Annotated in this window: 17 protein-coding genes and 1 pseudogene; 8 read left to right on the top strand and 10 right to left on the bottom strand. The window is 64.4% G+C overall.

What is annotated here, in order from left to right; translation table 11 throughout:
• Window positions 1-2: 2 nt before the first annotated feature.
• The gene (locus G6N43_RS17350; RefSeq protein ID WP_083151397.1) at window positions 3-443 is read right to left on the bottom strand and encodes a hypothetical protein; all 441 of its coding nucleotides are present in this window, start codon (window positions 441-443) and stop codon (window positions 3-5) included.
• Window positions 444-677: 234 nt separating this feature from the next.
• On the opposite strand from G6N43_RS17350, the gene G6N43_RS17345 reads away from it, so the two are divergent.
• Window positions 678-2,297, top strand: coding sequence for a cation:proton antiporter domain-containing protein (locus G6N43_RS17345; protein ID WP_083151399.1), 1,620 nt, complete (start codon window positions 678-680; stop codon window positions 2,295-2,297).
• Window positions 2,298-2,332: 35 nt separating this feature from the next.
• Here the strand turns inward: G6N43_RS17345 and G6N43_RS17340 are convergent, their stop codons facing one another.
• Complete coding sequence (locus G6N43_RS17340; protein ID WP_083151545.1) at window positions 2,333-3,166, bottom strand: endo alpha-1,4 polygalactosaminidase; 834 nt, start codon at window positions 3,164-3,166, stop codon at window positions 2,333-2,335.
• 364 nt (window positions 3,167-3,530) lie between these two features.
• Here G6N43_RS17340 and G6N43_RS17335 point away from each other — a divergent pair, with 364 nt between their 5' ends.
• Window positions 3,531-4,061 (top strand): hypothetical protein, encoded by a 531-nt coding sequence (locus tag G6N43_RS17335; protein ID WP_234810085.1) that lies wholly within the window; start codon window positions 3,531-3,533, stop codon window positions 4,059-4,061.
• A 29-nt stretch (window positions 4,062-4,090) separates the two neighbouring features.
• Window positions 4,091-4,258: pseudogene (locus tag G6N43_RS17330) on the top strand (HPF/RaiA family ribosome-associated protein); the annotation flags it as partial.
• A gap of 35 nt (window positions 4,259-4,293) precedes the next feature.
• Here the strand turns inward: G6N43_RS17330 and G6N43_RS17325 are convergent.
• From G6N43_RS17325 to G6N43_RS17300, 7 genes are all read right to left on the bottom strand, one after another.
• Complete coding sequence (locus G6N43_RS17325; protein ID WP_083151411.1) at window positions 4,294-4,914, bottom strand: MFS transporter; 621 nt, start codon at window positions 4,912-4,914, stop codon at window positions 4,294-4,296.
• A gap of 322 nt (window positions 4,915-5,236) precedes the next feature.
• Window positions 5,237-5,380 (bottom strand): hypothetical protein, encoded by a 144-nt coding sequence (locus tag G6N43_RS30430; RefSeq protein WP_165761868.1) that lies wholly within the window; start codon window positions 5,378-5,380, stop codon window positions 5,237-5,239.
• Window positions 5,381-6,572: 1,192 nt separating this feature from the next.
• Window positions 6,573-7,013 (bottom strand): nuclear transport factor 2 family protein, encoded by a 441-nt coding sequence (locus G6N43_RS17320; protein WP_083151413.1) that lies wholly within the window; start codon window positions 7,011-7,013, stop codon window positions 6,573-6,575.
• A 76-nt stretch (window positions 7,014-7,089) separates the two neighbouring features.
• Window positions 7,090-7,824 carry an SDR family NAD(P)-dependent oxidoreductase gene (locus G6N43_RS17315; protein ID WP_083151548.1) on the bottom strand — a complete coding sequence of 245 codons (735 nt, stop codon included), beginning with the start codon at window positions 7,822-7,824 and terminating at the stop codon, window positions 7,090-7,092.
• Window positions 7,825-7,932: 108 nt separating this feature from the next.
• Window positions 7,933-8,127, bottom strand: a complete 195-nt coding sequence (locus G6N43_RS17310; protein WP_083151416.1) for a hypothetical protein — start codon at window positions 8,125-8,127, stop codon at window positions 7,933-7,935.
• 31 nt (window positions 8,128-8,158) lie between these two features.
• The gene (locus tag G6N43_RS17305) at window positions 8,159-9,103 is read right to left on the bottom strand and encodes an SDR family oxidoreductase (protein ID WP_083151418.1); all 945 of its coding nucleotides are present in this window, start codon (window positions 9,101-9,103) and stop codon (window positions 8,159-8,161) included.
• 45 nt (window positions 9,104-9,148) lie between these two features.
• Complete coding sequence (locus tag G6N43_RS17300; RefSeq protein ID WP_083151419.1) at window positions 9,149-9,781, bottom strand: NADPH-dependent F420 reductase; 633 nt, start codon at window positions 9,779-9,781, stop codon at window positions 9,149-9,151.
• A gap of 96 nt (window positions 9,782-9,877) precedes the next feature.
• On the opposite strand from G6N43_RS17300, the gene G6N43_RS17295 reads away from it, so the two are divergent.
• Together G6N43_RS17295 and G6N43_RS17290 are read left to right on the top strand one after the other, a co-directional pair.
• Complete coding sequence (locus G6N43_RS17295; RefSeq protein ID WP_083151420.1) at window positions 9,878-10,354, top strand: MarR family winged helix-turn-helix transcriptional regulator; 477 nt, start codon at window positions 9,878-9,880, stop codon at window positions 10,352-10,354.
• A 688-nt stretch (window positions 10,355-11,042) separates the two neighbouring features.
• Entirely contained in the window at window positions 11,043-11,750 is a 708-nt protein-coding gene (locus tag G6N43_RS17290; protein ID WP_083151421.1) for a VOC family protein, read from the top strand.
• A gap of 67 nt (window positions 11,751-11,817) precedes the next feature.
• Here G6N43_RS17290 and G6N43_RS17285 read toward each other — a convergent pair whose 3' ends face one another.
• Entirely contained in the window at window positions 11,818-12,729 is a 912-nt protein-coding gene (locus tag G6N43_RS17285; protein WP_083151551.1) for an aromatic alcohol reductase, read from the bottom strand.
• A gap of 185 nt (window positions 12,730-12,914) precedes the next feature.
• Between G6N43_RS17285 and G6N43_RS17280 the strand changes: the two genes are divergently transcribed.
• The 3 genes from G6N43_RS17280 (at window position 12,915) to G6N43_RS17270 (ending at window position 16,080) form a co-directional block, all read left to right on the top strand.
• The gene (locus G6N43_RS17280; protein ID WP_083151422.1) at window positions 12,915-13,124 is read left to right on the top strand and encodes a hypothetical protein; all 210 of its coding nucleotides are present in this window, start codon (window positions 12,915-12,917) and stop codon (window positions 13,122-13,124) included.
• Window positions 13,125-13,396: 272 nt separating this feature from the next.
• The gene (locus G6N43_RS17275; protein WP_083151423.1) at window positions 13,397-13,771 is read left to right on the top strand and encodes a cupin domain-containing protein; all 375 of its coding nucleotides are present in this window, start codon (window positions 13,397-13,399) and stop codon (window positions 13,769-13,771) included.
• Window positions 13,771-16,080, top strand: a complete 2,310-nt coding sequence (locus G6N43_RS17270) for a trimethylamine N-oxide demethylase (protein WP_083151424.1) — start codon at window positions 13,771-13,773, stop codon at window positions 16,078-16,080. The genes G6N43_RS17275 and G6N43_RS17270 overlap by 1 nt, the downstream gene beginning before the upstream one ends.
• Window positions 16,081-16,089: the final 9 nt, after the last annotated feature.

The raw sequence follows: 16,089 nt of genomic DNA, 5'->3' as shown, positions 1-16,089 counted from the left end.
GGCTACTTCGTCTTCTTCGGTGCCGCCTTGCCTCGCGACGTTCTCTTGGTCGCCGCCGCGGTACCCCGATTGGCCAACCGCCCCAGGGTGGCGACACCGGGCAGCGACGACACCGCGCCGTAGACCTCGTTGCCGGTGGCCACGAGCGCCTCGAGCTGCGGCAGGATCGCGTCCATCGTCCGAATCATCGGGTCTGCGAGCGCGAGGTACCGCTCGGCGCGGTCGATCGCCTGGTTGAGTCGCTCCGTCGCCGTCGCCAGATTCTCGATCAGGTCGGGCAGCTGGGTTGCCAGCTGTATCGACGCAGGTGGGATGCGCAACGCACTTCCCGCGACGGCCTGCGCGGCCTCCGCAGCCGCTTGCGCGGCGGCTTGCGCAGAGTCGGCCGCTGCCTGGGCTGCAGCCTTGATGTCCTTCGGTCTGGGAACCTTGGGGTTCGTCATCTCCCAACTGTCCCGCACGTCGAATGCACTGTCTGTGCCTTTGGCCAATCGGCAGGGTCCTGGCTGGACGCGGCGGCGTAGGACTCCGCGCGAGCAGACGTGAAGGCCCCCTTTTCTCGCGGAAATAGGGGGAGTTCGCGTCTGCTCGCGTGCAGCGTCTCGAGAAGAATCCGATGCTTGCCGGGATACTTGGAGGACTTCACCGTCGTCGACACTTGAAACTAGGGGCCGCGCATGACAGTAGTCGCCATATATCTCGTCATCACTTTCGGCCTCGGCGGCCTCGCCATGGCGTTCCGACTGCCTCCGCTGGTCGGGTTCCTGGCCGCAGGGTTCGTGATCAACGCCCTCAACGTCGAGGACGTGCCGCAGCTGGAAGTGCTGGCAGATCTGGGCGTCACGCTGTTGCTCTTCGCAATCGGCCTCAAACTCAATCCGCGCATCCTGCTGCGCCGCGAGGTCTGGTTGACCACGTCGGTGCACATGCTGGTCAGCGTTGTCCTGGGAAGTGTTGTCATGTGGCTGGCCGCCGTGGCGGGGGTGGCCATGTTGGCCGGCCAGAGCGTGCAGACGATCGCCCTGCTCGCCTTCGCGCTGTCGTTCTCCAGCACGGTTTTCGTGGTCAAGGTCCTGGAGGAACGAGGCGAGTCGCACGCGCTCTACGGCCGCGTCGCCATCGGCATCCTGGTCATGCAGGACATCGTCGCCGTGGTCTTCCTGACTGCCACCAGCGGCCATCTGCCGAGCCCGTGGGCGCTGACACTGGTGCTGCTGTGGCCGTTCACCCGGTTCGTGCGCAAGATCTGGACCCGGTTGGGCCACGGCGAGATGCAGTCACTGTTCGGCATCGTGATGGCGCTGGTGCCGGGGTACGCCCTGTTCTCGGCGGTCGGGTTGAAGGGTGACCTCGGCGCCCTGGTCGTCGGTGTGCTGTTGGCGTCGCACTCGGCGTCCTCCGAACTGTCGCGTTCCCTGTTCCACATCAAGGAACTGCTGCTCGTCGGGTTCTTCGTCTCCATTGGCCTGACGGGACTGCCGGACCTGCCGACGATCGGCGTCGCGCTGCTCATGATGCTGCTGCTGCCGTTCAAGGCGGGCTGGTACGTGCTGCTGCTGTCGCGGATGCGGCTGCGGTACCGCACCGCGTTGCTCGCCGGACTCAGCTTGATGAACTATTCCGAGTTCGGGCTGATCGTCGTGTCGGTCGGGGTCTCGGCGGGGCTGCTGGCGCCGGCTTGGCTGGTCGAGATGTCGATCGCGGTGGCGTTCAGCTTCGTGCTGTCGGCACTGGTCAACGGGCGCGGGCACCTGATGGTGGAGAAGATCGCGGCGCGGTTGCCCGCACAGGACGAGGCGACCCTGCATCCCGAAGAACGGCCGGCCGACGCCGGCGACGCCGAGGTGGTGGTGATCGGTATGGGGCGTGTCGGGTACGCCGCCTATCAACGACTGACTACTCACTACGGGCTGCCCGCCGTGGGAGTTGACTACGACGGACCGCGAGTCCAGCGCCTCGCCGAGGAGGGCCTGAATGTCATCGAAGGCGATGCCACCGACCTCGACTTCTGGAACCAGATGCGGCACTCGGAGTCGGTGCGCATCGCCGTGCTCGCCATGCCGCGTCACGGCGCCAACGTCACCGCGCTGGCGTGTCTGCGCGAGTCGGGGTTCAGTGGCAGAGTCGCCGCGGTCGCGAGATACGAAGACGAGGTGCAGTGGGCCAAGGAGCACGGCGTCGACATCGCCTTCAACGTCTACGCGGGTGCCGGACTCGAGTTGGCCGATCAGGTGGCCGGAGGGTCCCGCGGTCCTGTTCGCCCGGCCGAGGAGGAACCCAGCGGCGGTGCTCAATAGCTGTTGCCCGCCAAGGTAATTCATCACTGAGATGGCTAGGCGCAGGGGAGCCGGAACGCGTCGAGGTCGATGTTCTTGATGAGCGTGGATAAACCGAGCGGCTCGGTCACGGCACATACCTCGGGAAGTCGGTCGCGGTTGACGTACTCCGCATGGAACACGGCCTTGTTCGCGGCGAGGAAGTTGTCTCGGTACTGCGCACATTCGTCGTAGGCGAAGCATTCCTCGTTCAGCGCCCAGTCGAAATCGGGCTCGAGATCGACGAGTTGGTCGACGTCGTTCTTGAGACCGACTGAGAGCCCGCGTACGCGCGCTTCGGCGGCGAGGAAGCGGTTGTAGTCGAGTTGGTCGGCCGCTGTCAGGTCGAAGCCGGTGTCGTTGGTGTAGCCGTCCACGTTGTCGGGCTCGACGGCGTCGCAACCGCGTTCGGCCGCGACGTCGAGTCGTCGCTGCATGAGCGTGCGAACGTCGGCGTTGCGGATGTCGAGCCAGAGCTCATCCTGGAAGGGAGCGTCGAGCGGGTTGCCGTTGGCGACGGCGGGGAAGTCGGCGGCGTCGGGGCGGAACTCCTCCCAGCTGCCGGCGCTGAAGTAGCAGATGACCTTGCGGCCGTTGGCTTTCAGTGTCGCCAGCTCCTCGTCGGTGGTGGTGAACAGATCGACGTCATAGGCGTCGACGTCCAACGATGTATCGATGGGTAGGCCCGACAGCTGCCATTGCCACGTGGTGCCGACGGGTGGTCGCCAGATTTTTCCGCCGCTGGTGGCGGTGGGCGACGTGATCGACGCGGTATCGGGATCACCTCCGCCGCACGCGGTCAAGGCCGCGAGTGCGATGGCGCTGAGCAGAATGCGTGGCGCGATGCGCATGCGGTCCACTCTGACACGGGTCCCACGGCCGGTGTGCGAACGAGTGATTGCAGGATGCGAGCATGGTGTGCTCTGGGTCTGTCGCGTCACAGTTAAGTTTTGCGGGTGTATCGCGGGACGAGCGTGAAATCAGTTATGTATCCAGATATTTCACGATGAACCCGTCGCGGTTCCGCCACAGCGTGGGCTGGGGGAGCGTCAGCCCTGACCAGGACCGACCTGCAGGGTGTGATCGACTTCAGCCTCGGGTAGCTTTATCGACAGGCCACAAGCGGTGACCGCGCCGCGGGTGTGCGGTCGCCCGCCACGTCGGCGACGATCCGAGGTGCAAGGCAAGCCTCGAGGAGGTGAATCGGTGTTCCGTATGCGGTCACGCGATCGGTCGATCGAGGCGACGCTGAAACACATCGAACACCGGGTGCTCGACGAGGTCCATCTGGCATCGTGGGCACGTCGCGTGGCGTGGGTGGTGTCGACGGTGCTGGTGGTGGCCGGGGTCACGGTGTGGGCCGTCGGCGTGGGTGTACCGCTGGCCACATCCGCGCTGGGTGTGGCGGCGGCGGCCTGTTCGGTCGTCGCGCTGCGGCGCCGCCGGTTCCGGTGGTGTGTCGCGGCGGCCTACCTGTCGGGGTTGTCCACAGTGGCCGCGATCGGCGCGTTCTGGTGGGTGCTGACCAGTTCAGCGGAAGCGATCCTGGCCGTCTTGGCCGGGGTGTCGGCGGTCGCCGCGGCGGCGCTCATGGCGGTGTGGGTATCGGTGGCGATCACGCCAGTGAAGGATTCACACCCGGACATGCGCAGGACTCGAGAACGCAGGCGGGGTGTCCGCAAGACCGGCGGCACGATCACCTGGCCGCCACCGTCCGCGGGGCCGTTCCCGCCCGAGCAGAAGTAGCCGGGAACGCCCACCTTCGAACGGTATTGCTCGGCCCCTTCGACCTGCAGTTGACCGTCAGCCCCCACCTGGCGCCATGCCTTACCGAGAAGGAAGCGGCTGAGCGGTTCGGCCTGCCACGCCTACCGTTCCTGTTCTACATCGATGCCGCCAAGGGCCACGCCGGCGTGTTGTATCACCGCTACGACGGGCATTAAGGGTTGATCAGGATGACGTATTACTCCGTCCCGGGTCAGCGGAACGCATCGCCGCGAACGAGGACGCCGACCAGCGTGACCGCGACCAGCGCGGCCGTTGTCAACAAGATCGCCGTGACGCCGAGGTGGTCGTAGGTGACGCTGCCGACCAGAGATCCTGACAGGATGCCGCCTTGGAATGCGGTGACGTACAGCGCCGAGGCTTGCTCCGCCCCGTCCGGCGACGTGCGGATGGCGGCCGACTGCAAAATGGGTGGCAGCACCGCCGCGGACGCCCCCCACACGACGATCGCGCTAACGCCCATAAACGTTGCGACAGCATCAAGGGGGAGGGCCGATATCGCGCCCAATAAGAAGACCGACAGGCAGAAGACACCGAGGCCGCCCACCAGGGTAGCGCGTCGCCGGCGGTCCATGGTGCGAGCCGCTGCGGCCAAGGCCACCAAGCCGGCGACACCGTAGCCGATCAGGACCAAGGCCGCGCTCGCATCGTCGAGACCTATGTCGTCGATGATCGGAACGATGAACGTGTAAGAGACGAAATGCGCCGTCACACCGATAAGCGTCACAGCACACACAGCGCGTAGCCGACTGTTGCGGTAAGGCAGCGACTTTCGCGTCGCAGTAGCTTCGGACTCGGCCGTGCTGACAGCCATGGTGACAAGTGAAAGCTACCAAGAGATTTCCAAACACCGGGATGACGCTTTAGAGCGTGGCGACCTGATCGCCACAGCTGATTGGGATTTCACATAGAGGCTTCCGTCAGCGTATAGCGTCACAGTGACGTTTTGTGGGTGTATCGTCGGGAGGGGCGAAATCATCTATGTGTCATGATATTTCGCGATGCCCTCGGTGGCTCCGCCAGAGCGTGGACGGGGGAGCGTCAACCCTGACTAGGAGGCGGCGTCCCGCTAGTGATCAAAATGAAAGAGCCGGCGCCCTGGTGGGGCTGCCGGCTCCGGAACGGTGAGATGCCTGTTAGGCGTTCTCGCGCTCGTAGCGCTGTGCGATCGCAATCAGCTCTTCACGCACCGTCGAATCCGGCAGTGCGCAAATGCGGGCGTGCATGCGCCGACGTTCCATCTCGCGCTTCTTCTTCTCGCGGAATTGCGCGAACGACATAAATATCACTCCTATATGGCCCCGGGTCGCGGGGAGTTCTTTGGGTTGTGCACGGGCGAGGGTCACTCGATTTGTGCAACACCCACATCCTCCGTGTTAATTCCGTGTAACGCAAAATTCTGAGATGTGAGTTTGGGTACACCCCAGGGAGTTTCGCACACAACCGAGTGACGGCCGTCACGCTATGCGCGTGGCCGCGGTCACGGCAGACTAGCCGCTGCGGCCCGGACCACATTCGCGTGCACGGTGTCGCGCCGGTAGTCGGTGACTCGGATGCTGAACAGCCGCGGGCACGCGACACCCGGGTCGCTCAGGTCACGCACGATCTCGCCGGACGACGGCGCCTCTATGGATATTCCCGCCAAATATGCTCGTGCCGTCTCCCGTTTTGTCACAGTGATGTTTTGTCGCCTAGTTTGCGCGCCGCGCAAGGGGAGTGCCATCGCGCCCTATTGGCGAGCAACCTCTGTGCTGCCGGTCGGCCGCGAACCCGATGGTGCAATGCTGGAGTCGCACCTGGGCGAGACCAGGTCAAACCCGCGGCGACAGATACGTCGGTCGCGTTACGCCACCAGACGCCAATGCATTTCACATCCAGCCGCAACGACGCGATTCGTCACCGTGACGCTTGAGCGCACCCGTGCGATCGATCGAACGAGGGGGTCACGCCTCTCCCTGGTGACACGCCGCTCCGAAGCTGCGGTCCCATTTGCCGTTCGGAACAACTACCGCGGGATGAACCGCTGATGCCGAAAAGGGCAGCGCTGCAGGTGAATACGTCACAGTGACAGAACGCAGTGGTGTTGCCGGGAGGCGAACTGGCCGACCTCAGAAAGGAGGCATGAGCGACAGAGCCCGTACGAACGGTGGCACACGAGCATTCGCAGACGTGACGTACAGGTGTAACGCGAGACTTGTCGCAATGTCGACGACCGCGCCTGACACGCGACAGGGGGTCGACCACGTATCCGACGACGAGCCGAGCGGCGGACTGAGTACGGCAGCTCCAACCGGCCCAACGGTCCGGGTAGAGCCCCTTCCGGACTTCGGGCCCAGGTCGCCAAAGTGCCGATAAGCCACATTATGTCAGGTAAGCTACTGCATACTGCATCAGATGAATCAATGTTTAGCGGCTTGTCGGCCCCTCGCCTGGCGCTGCCAGATGAGTTGACCAGAGCCTTGAGGCCAGCAGCTAGCTGGATACGCGAATTTCCCCGTCCGTGAACAGTTTCCAGGGCTTCATGTCGAGGAGGCGAGCGAGATGGCCTTGCATCTGGACGCCGGCCGGCATCGGGCGCCACCAGATGGTCACCTCGGCGATCTTGCCGTTTGCGTCGAGCCGGATGTAGTCCATCCCGTCGACCACGGTGTCTTCAATCTGCAGCCGGAAGTACGCGGCGTGGTGCGTCTCGCCGCTGAGAACTTCCTTGTACCTGAGATCGGTGGCAGCCGTGCCGACCGCGCGCATGGCTTCCAGGACTTCTTCGCGGCCGCTGAGTGGCTCATCGCCGAGCGGGCCGTACAGCAGCACGTCCTCGGCGAGAATTTCGGAAAGAGTGTCTTTGTCTGCGCCGCCGTGCATGCAGTCGACGAAGTCCTTCACCGTGTTGCGGTGCGGGGCGAAGGTGATCATGGTTACTCCCTTTGGCCTTTATTGCCTGGATTTGTCAGACCTGATCGAACGGCCCGTACATGTCGTTGTCCCTCGCTCAGATCGCCGTGGTTCCGCCGTCGGCTACCAGCTCCATGCCGTTGACATAGCTCGAGTCGTCGGAGGCGAGAAACAACGCGGCCGACGCGATCTCCTCGGGGCGGCCCATCTCTCGCCGCGGGATCACGGACTCGAACTGCGCCTTCGTTTCCTCGTCCATCACCGCCGCCAACATCGGTGAGGCGACCTGGCCGGGGGTCAACACGTTCACTCGGATCCTCCTGTCCCTCAGCTCAGACACCCACGCCCGTGCGTAGGCGGGCAGCACGGCCTTGCTTCCCGCGTACACACTCCAATTCGGGTAGCCCCGTAGCGATGCGTTCGACCCGGTCATGAAGATCGAGCCGCCATCGTTGAACAGCGGTAGTGCCTTCTGGACCGTGAACAACGTGCCACGCGCGTTCAGCCAGAAGGCGGCATCGAACTGCTCCTCGGTGATTTCGCCGAGCCTGCCCTGCTCCCCCGTGCCGGCGCTCGCCCACAACACGTCGATCGCACCCCGTTCCCGTTCGACCGTGTCGAACAGACGGTCCAAGTCGTCTAGGTTGGCCGAATCTCCCTGCACGCCAGTAACATTCCGTCCGATCTGTTCGACCGCGAGGTCCACCGCGTCCTTCCGTCGGCCCGAGATGAATACGTGGGCTCCCTCGTCTACGAACAACTTGGCGCCGGCCAGCGCCATACCACTTGTCGCACCGGTGATTACCGCGACCTTGCCATCGAGCTTTCCCACGATTGTCTCCATTCATTTGATTGTGTCGGTGCTATCTACACCGATCTGAGTTAATACGTGTGCAACTAGTGAATCGCGGGATCGGAAACCTGTTGTCCCACCGGACGTTCAGTGGACACGGCGCCACCCCCATCTGTGCGCAGTTCCCGAGGGTGGCATGCCGGTGATCGGCTCATCGCCGAACGGGCCGTACAGAACCACATCCGCGGCAAGCAGACGAGTGAGGGTGTTCTCGTCTGCGCCGGCGTGCATGCAGTCGACGAAGCGCTCCAAAGTGTCGCGATGCGGGGCGAACATGGTCATAGTTACTCCTCGTAGGGGTTCTGTTGGCGCGCTAGGCCGTCAGCCGGCCCGAGAAGTAATTGCCGTTGTCCAAATCGGCGAGCAGGCTCGGTTGAGCGGGTTCCCAGCCCAGGGTTCGCCGCGTGATGATGTTGGACGCCGGCACAGACATGGTGACCAAGTTCGTGAACATCCCGAAGTAGGCCGGCAGCATCAGCACGTCGACAGGCACACTCACGATGGGCAGGCCCAGGCGGCTGCCGATGGCTTTGGCGATCTCGTGGAACGGGATGCCCCCGTCCGCGACCGCGTGCCAGCGACGGCCGGCCGGACCCTTCTCCAGCGCCAAGCGAAACAAGGAGGCGACATCACGGATGTGCACTGCGCCCCAAAGGTTCTCGCCGTCTCCCGGGTAGCCGACGAAGCCCTTCTCCTGCGCGAGCGCGATCAGCCCCGGGAGGAAGCCTGCGCGATCGGTCGCGCTGTGCGCGATGGTGGGAAGTCGCACGATCGACGACCGCACTCCCCGCTCGGAAAGGCCGACGACGGCAGTCTCCACCGCGTTACGGAACCGCAGGGTGCCTTTGTGCTCGTCGCCGCTGGGAAGTGCCGGGTCCAACTCGGTGGTCGGCCGGTTCAGATTCCCGGGCGCGGCCATACTCCCCGCCGCGACCAGTGGCTTTCCGGTTCCCGCGAGGGCCTCGCCGTACGCGAGGACGACCAAGACCTCTGCGTTGGTGACGGCGTCGATCCCGCCGGACGGAAGGAGGTCTTGTCGGTGCGCAACGTGGATGACGCCGTCGGCGTCGGCAGCCGCCTTCTTGAGCCCGTCGAGATCCTGCAGGCTGCCGCGCAGCACCTTCGCGCCGAGCGCGGACAGGGTCGCTGCGGCGGCATCCGACCGAGCCAGACCGGTGACCTGGTGCCCGGCAGCGATGAGTTCGGGGACGATGTACGAACCGGAATGGCCGGTCCCGCCAGCGACGAAAACGCGCATGTGACTGCCCTTCTGAGGTAGGTGGAGACGCTGGTGCCAGCGCGCTCAGTCGAAAATGCTGACGCCGAGGGCGAAGTTGGTGTGCTTGACGGAGCGGGTCATCAGGCCCAGCTGCATCAGGGCGACGCTTTCCAATGTCCGCGCCATTGGCAGCGGCCCGGTGTCCATCGCGCGCAATCCCAGGCTCTCAACGAACTCCGACACGCGTGCCTTTGCCTGCGCGTCATCGCCGGCGATGAAGACATCCAACCGGCGACCCTCGACTGAGCCGGCCGCCAGAACATCGGAGAAAAGGGTGTTGAACGCCTTCACCACGTGTGCGCCGGCGGGGGCGGCACCGGCGATCTCCTGCGCACCGGAACTGCCCTCGGGAGTGACAAACCCTGTGAAATCGGGGGTGACGGGATTGGTGATGTCGAGAATGACCTTGCCCTCTAGCGCAGACCCGTAGTCGTTGACGACTGCCTTCGCGCCGGCGTACGGAATGGCGAGGACAACGATGTCCCCTGCCGGGACGGATCCGGCCGTCCCGACCGTGGCGCTGTCAAGCGCGGCGGCCAGTTCCTTGGCCTTCACCGGATCACGGCCGATGATTTCGACTGCGTTGCCGCCCGCGAGCGCCCGGTCGGCCAACGCGCGGGCCATGTTCCCCACGCCGATGATGCTGATACTGATCATGAAATATTCCGTCTCAGTCGACAAGCAAAAAGGTTGATGTCTCAACCATACGGAAGTTTGGCTGACGCGTCAACCAAATGGGTAGGATGGCTGTCGATGAAACCGAATTGGCTGAACGCTCGTGAAGACCGCGCCTGGCGTGTCTTCGTGCACTCGCATCAACAAATCGAACTCCACCTGAGCCGGAGCCTGCAGAAATCGGGCCTCTCCGGGGCCGACTACGAGGTCTTGGCTGTGCTGTCGGGCCTCGACGGGGATCGCATGTCTGCCCGCGACCTCGGCGAAGCCCTGAGTTGGGAGAAAAGCCGTCTCTCCCACCAGTTGCGGCGCATGCAGGCCGACGGGTTGATCAGCCGCGAGCCCAACCCCGACGACGCCCGCAGCACCATGGTCCGCCTGCTGCCCGCCGGCCGCGCCGCTATTGAGAAGGCGGCGCCCGGGCACGTGGAGGACGTCCGCCGGAACTTCATCGACCTCTTTACCCCGGCCGAACTCGACATGCTCGCCGACCTCAACGAACGTGTCCTGCACCACCTGGCCGAGATCGACCACCCCGCTAGAGGCAAGCCTTAATGACCTCCCATTGTCGTGGCGATTCGCCGCAGCCGGACTATTGCACCCGTGGGACTGTCAGATCACACAGCCGGTATATGCACCGAGTTGCCATACTTATTGCCACATAACGCGAAAACCGGTTCGGCGCTGCGCCACCTCGGCCGTTTATTCCCCTTGCGGCAAACGGTCCGCACATAAGCGGCGAACTACCTCTGCGCGTCGGGCGCGCCACGCAACGCTCCGCTTGGGCCCGACCTCGCGAGATCCCAGGCGTCCGCCTGACGTCATTCCTGACTGGCAATACGGCACGATCGAATATGTTACCCGCAACACACGTCGTATTACCGTTGCAGTTCAACGGTTTTCGTTCGTTGACTGGCTGTCTCGCTCTATCTGGCGGTTCTCGCAAAATGCCTGGCTGCTTCGTCTTTTAACCAAGCATTCGGGGGCGTCGAGCACACCCCTTGACTATTGGGACGGTGCCGCCATGGCGCCTCTCGGCGAGTGGTCGCTCGCAGCGACAGAATGGTTGGGGCCGGGGCATGCCCGACACCGTCGGTCGCTGGCAACGCGACCGACCGTCGCGCCGTGAATTCCCCACCCGAGTCACCCTCACCGAGCGATCGATCAGAGTGACCGGGGCTGATACGCGCACGGCTATTTTTAAGGTGGTCAACGTCTAGGTCGCCGATGATCATCAAGAACCGTGGCCAGCAATGATGACACCTGGGTGAGTGCGTACCTCAGTTTCGCCGACAGCGACTACGACGCAGGGGTGAAACTCTGGCGTGAGCTAACCGGATATCCGTTGTCGGACGACGGCGGCTTCTTGCGCGCGCGACGACACGACTCCGGACCGAGCGGAGTGCACCTCGACGTCCACGTGCCGAATGTCGGAGCCGCCGTTGGTCAGATCCGACGGTTGGGCGCCACTATCGACGAAGGCGATGAGCGTCTGGTGGGTCGTTCTCCCGGCGGCCTACCGTTTCGGCTCGTCGGGGATAGTGAACTCAGCGCATCCGCGCCGAGCCAATGGCCAGGCGGGCACACCAGTCTGGTTGACCAGATCTCGATCGACATCCCGCAGGAGCACTGGGACATCGAGTCGGCCTTCTGGGCCACCCTGACCGGATGGGAGACACAGACCATTCCAGGGTTGGCCGAGTACGCGTTCCTCATCCGTCCGCCCGGCGCGCCACTACGGATCATCCTGCAGAAGCTCGGCGAACCTACCGGTACGGTACGCGCACACATCGATTGGGCCGTGTCTGATCGCGTCGCGGAGACCGAGAGACATGTCACCGCAGGCGCGCGGGTGATTCAGGTGAACCCGATCTGGACCGTACTGGACGGTGTAGTCACGTACTGCGTCACCGATCGCGATCCGGCTACGGGCCTGCACTACGAGAAGTGAACTTCGGCAGAGGGCTGATGCCCACCAGGCAGGTTCCAGCAGGGTTACCAGTAGCGGGTTGCAGACATCACAGGTGCTTTCGCACCCACTCCTCCGTGGTGGTGGTGGGTATGCCACGAGCTGCGTTGAACGTGTCGGCCTTCGGCCATGCGACACCCCTGCCCTGAGCGAAGACGGCGCGGTACTTACGCATCACGTCGTCGGGGTGTCGCTCGAGATCGTCGAGCAGGTGAGCGACGGTCCACTCGTTCCGGGTGACGTGTGCGTCCCTGGTCCGCTCGAGCAACTCGGCAAGTTGGCCGTAGGTGATCATGTCGCCTGCCACATAGACGACCTGATTGGCGATACGGGGTCGGGTTTGGACGATCTCCGCGGTCAATGCGCCGATGTCCTCCGGCGTGGTGACGGTGACCGCGTTGTCCCAGCCGCCCAGTGCGTTGACGGTGTTGGTGGCGAGGTCGACGACACCGAAGTCGGGTTCGAAGAGGAAGCTGGTGAACATTCCGGTCGACACGATCACCCAGTCGGTGTTGCTCTGGGCGCGCAGCATGTCACGGACGTCGAGTTGCTCGTCGAACAAGTCTTGCGGACTCCCGCGTCCGATCGCGTCGTAGTCGACACCGAACTGCCATGGCAGGTAACGGGAAACCCCTGCCACCAGAACGGCTTCGGTGATCCTGCGCTGGGTTCCCGGCCCCGCCGCGAAGCCGATACAACTGATCACCGTGTCGAATCGGCCGAAGATCGCAGCCAGTTCGGCCACCTCGGCCGTCGCCACCTCGGCCTCCACGATCCCCACACCGCGGGCGGTGAGCTCCTCCCACAGTCGGATATGCCGGGGCGTGCTGGACGGCCGCAGCAGCACCGACACCACCGGCGCATCGTCCCGTTGGGTCAGCGCGGCCACGACGCTCCCGCCGAGCTCTCCGGCGCCGATGATCAGAACCCGTTCCTTGTCTGATGGTTGCTCCGAAGTCATGATCGGGAAACACGCATCCGCAGTGCAGCATTCCCGCGGCCGAGGTTCATCGAAGGCCACTTCCCTACTTCGGCCGCGCGAGGTCACGTCTCGATCTCGGGCCACCCTCCTCCCGCGGCGATCGGCATCCTCATCATCGCGGGCTGTCCGACGGGAATGGTCCGTACCCGCCGTAGGCTCACGGCATGCAGAACGTGACGCTGGCCAGCTCTACGACATCGGCGATCCTGACCGTCGGACTGTCGGCCTATGCGGCGTTGATCCTTGCCAGCCTCGCGGTCGCGATCGACAGCGCAGTTCGGCACCGGCGCCGCCGGGCCATTGTCGCTGCGGTGGTTGTTGGAGTGCTGACCTTAGGCGGGCTTGTCGTGGCCATCGTCAGTAGCGTCATGTAAATCCGCACAACCCGGTGCTGGTTGGCCGGGTCGGCAACTGACATAAGTATCCCGCCGAACTTTCGCCTTATCGGCGGGTCCGCTGCCCTATCACGTTTCAACGTGAATGCCGAGAGCGTCAGGGATCCGTGCATAGCGTCACCGCAAAGTGGCTCTGGGGTGGGGCATTCCACACACTCCACGAGGCAACCTGACTTTAATCTGCAGGAAACCCACCGCATGTTTCCTCCGGGCAGACTTCGTTTCATCCCGAGAGTTTCCCTGGAGGACGCATGACAACTGTTTCGGTTCCCCCATTCTTGGTCACTTCCGGTTTCTGGCAAAACCTTCCGCAGATGCCGCTGGACAAGTACCCGGGCACCAAGGGCTACATCGACGACGTCTACGCCAATCCGTACGACGTGCCGATGTGCTCCGGCTACTTCGAACTGCTCCACACCGACGCACCGCTGGACTATTACTACGACTACGACGAAATGAAGATCGTCCTCGAGGGTGAGTTCCGGTTGGAGAACGTCGACACCGGTCAGGTCGAGATCGCCCGCGCCAAGGACGCCATCTTCTTCCCGAAGGGTTCGCGCATTCTGTTCTCCACGCCCGACCGGGCGTTGGCGTTCTACGTTGGGTATCGCTCATTCGCGCCGTAATGCTGTTGCAGGCCAACGCCGAACGCTATCGGGTCCGGCCCGGCGGGGTCACCGCGGTCAAGGTGTTCGGCGGTGACCGGATTGACGTCGTCGACCCCTTTGGCCGCCAGGCCGCCGAGTTCACTGTGCTGTCCGCCGACCCGCGGGCCGTGTCCGACGCGGCACCCAACTCGCCGGCCACCGTACTGCGACACCTAATCGGCGACAAGGACACCGAGGAGGGTTACGCCGCTTCTATCATCCTCGCGAAGCTGGCCGACTACGGCGTCGATCAGTCTGAGGTGACGGCAACCCGTCTGTTCGATGACGACTCTCCCGCGGGTGCACGAGAAAGTTTCGCCGTCGACTCCGACGCCGTCGTATTGGTCGCCGCACCCGCACCGCCCATGCACGTCGACAGCGACCAGCAGAACCCACCGTCGGATCTCTTCGTCGAGGTGATGCGGGCGGCGACATCGCCACGCGAACAGCCCGAACTGTCCGCGCCCCTGGCAGAACCGCTGTGGGAGGCGAGGATTGACGCGGCAACCGCTGCTGCTTATGAGGTGCGGGCCGGTCAGTTCATCCAGATCATCGACGTGGCGGGACGCCAGTGCTCCGATCTGCTGGCGTTCGACGCTCATGGCCTGAGCGACGGCCGCGAGTACGGTCTCGACGCCACCATGACCCGCACCGTGCTGGGCGCGGCCTATCCCACGCCCGGCCTGTCGGGGAAGTTCTTCGACGCCCGGGGCCGCCCGCTGTTGGAAGTGGTGCGAGACACCGTCGGCCGCCACGACACGTTCGCACTGGCCTGCACTGCCAAGTACTACGCCGACATGGGCTATCCGGGGCACGTCAACTGTACCGACAACTTCAACGCGCAACTCGCGAAATACGGCGTCGCGGCCCGCGCCGGGTGGCCCGCACTGAACCTCTTCTACAACACAGCCTTTGATGCCGATCTCCAACTCGTTTCCGAGGAGCCGTGGTCACGGCCCGGCGACTACGTCCTGTTCCGCGCCACCGCTGACCTGGTGTGCGCCTCGTCGGCCTGCCCCGACGACATCGACCCCGCCAATGGCTGGCAGCCCACCGACATCCATGTCCGCGTGTACGACTCGACGAGGAGGTTCGCTGTGGCGGTCGGACATCGACTCACTCCCGACGCCGAGCCTGTGCTCACCAAACGCACCGGCTTCGCCGACCGTACCGAAGCCTTGACCCGCCGCTTCGTCGACTACCAGGGCTACTGGCTTCCCGAGTGCTTCGACAACTACGGCCCGCAGCACGAGTACTGGGCGTGCCGCGAACGGGTGGCGGTGATGGACCTGTCGCCACTGCGCAAGTTCGAGGTCCTCGGCCCCGATGCCGAGACGCTTCTGCAGGCCACCGTGACCCGCGACATCCGCCGCCTCTCCCAAGGGCAAGTGGTGTACTCGGCGATGTGCACCGAATCCGGCGGTGTGGTCGACGACTGCACCGTGTTCCGGCTGGACGACAACAACTTCCGCTTCGTCGGCGGCGATCCGCACGACGGCCAATGGCTGCGCCTACAGGCCCAGCGGCTGGGTCTGGAGAAGGTGTGGATCAAGGACTCATCCGACCAACTGCACAACATCGCGGTGCAGGGTCCGTCGAGTCGCGCTCTGCTGAACGAACTGATCTGGTCGCCGCCCACCCAGCCGCAGCTGTGGGACCTGGGCTGGTTCCGGTTCCTCATCGGGCGGCTCGGCGCACCCGATGGTCTGCCACTGCTGGTGTCTCGCACCGGATACTCCGGTGAGCTGGGCTACGAGGTGTGGGTGCACCCGTCCGACGCGCCCGCCCTGTGGGACGCGGTGTGGACCGCCGGAGAGCCCCACGGCTTGGCGCCCCTCGGTCTGGAGGCGCTCGAGATGCTGCGCGTGGAGGCCGGATTGGTCGCGGCCGGGCACGAATTCGACGACCAGACCGATCCCTTCGAGGCCGGCATCGGCTTCACCGTGCCGCTGAAGACCAAACTCGACGACTTCATCGGCCGCGACGCACTCATCGAACGCAAGGCACATCCCCAGCGTGTCCTGGTTGGGCTGCGCATCGACGGCAATGAGGTTGCGGCACACGGTGACTGCGTGCGCATCGGGCGCACCCAGGTGGGCGTGGTGACCAGCGGTGTGCGCTCCCCCATCCTGCGCGCCAGCATCGCGTTGTGCCGCATCGCCGTCCAGCACAGCGCGCCCGGGACCGCGGTGGAGGTCGGCAAGCTCGACGGCCACCGGAAGCGGTTGCCCGCCACCGTGGTTTCCATTCCGTTCTACGACCCCGAGAAGACCCGTCCGCGATCCTGAGGAGGAATC

Origin of the sequence: Mycolicibacterium moriokaense (assembly GCF_010726085.1) — a bacterium.
GTDB classification, from domain to species: domain Bacteria; phylum Actinomycetota; class Actinomycetes; order Mycobacteriales; family Mycobacteriaceae; genus Mycobacterium; species Mycobacterium moriokaense.
The sequence above is the reverse complement of the archived record's forward strand: the minus strand, read 5'-3'. Positions and strand labels throughout refer to the sequence as shown.

Coding starts and splice junctions, on each gene's coding strand:
- G6N43_RS17350 (WP_083151397.1), bottom strand. CDS start 443: ATGACGAACCCCAAGGTTCCCAGACCGAAGGACATCAAGGCTGCAGCC.
- G6N43_RS17345 (WP_083151399.1), top strand. CDS start 678: ATGACAGTAGTCGCCATATATCTCGTCATCACTTTCGGCCTCGGCGGC.
- G6N43_RS17340 (WP_083151545.1), bottom strand. CDS start 3,166: ATGCGCATCGCGCCACGCATTCTGCTCAGCGCCATCGCACTCGCGGCC.
- G6N43_RS17335 (WP_234810085.1), top strand. CDS start 3,531: ATGCGGTCACGCGATCGGTCGATCGAGGCGACGCTGAAACACATCGAA.
- G6N43_RS17325 (WP_083151411.1), bottom strand. CDS start 4,914: ATGGCTGTCAGCACGGCCGAGTCCGAAGCTACTGCGACGCGAAAGTCG.
- G6N43_RS30430 (WP_165761868.1), bottom strand. CDS start 5,380: ATGTCGTTCGCGCAATTCCGCGAGAAGAAGAAGCGCGAGATGGAACGT.
- G6N43_RS17320 (WP_083151413.1), bottom strand. CDS start 7,013: ATGATCACCTTCGCCCCGCACCGCAACACGGTGAAGGACTTCGTCGAC.
- G6N43_RS17310 (WP_083151416.1), bottom strand. CDS start 8,127: ATGACCATGTTCGCCCCGCATCGCGACACTTTGGAGCGCTTCGTCGAC.
- G6N43_RS17305 (WP_083151418.1), bottom strand. CDS start 9,103: ATGCGCGTTTTCGTCGCTGGCGGGACCGGCCATTCCGGTTCGTACATC.
- G6N43_RS17300 (WP_083151419.1), bottom strand. CDS start 9,781: ATGATCAGTATCAGCATCATCGGCGTGGGGAACATGGCCCGCGCGTTG.
- G6N43_RS17295 (WP_083151420.1), top strand. CDS start 9,878: ATGAAACCGAATTGGCTGAACGCTCGTGAAGACCGCGCCTGGCGTGTC.
- G6N43_RS17285 (WP_083151551.1), bottom strand. CDS start 12,729: ATGACTTCGGAGCAACCATCAGACAAGGAACGGGTTCTGATCATCGGC.
- G6N43_RS17280 (WP_083151422.1), top strand. CDS start 12,915: ATGCAGAACGTGACGCTGGCCAGCTCTACGACATCGGCGATCCTGACC.
- G6N43_RS17275 (WP_083151423.1), top strand. CDS start 13,397: ATGACAACTGTTTCGGTTCCCCCATTCTTGGTCACTTCCGGTTTCTGG.
- G6N43_RS17270 (WP_083151424.1), top strand. CDS start 13,771: ATGCTGTTGCAGGCCAACGCCGAACGCTATCGGGTCCGGCCCGGCGGG.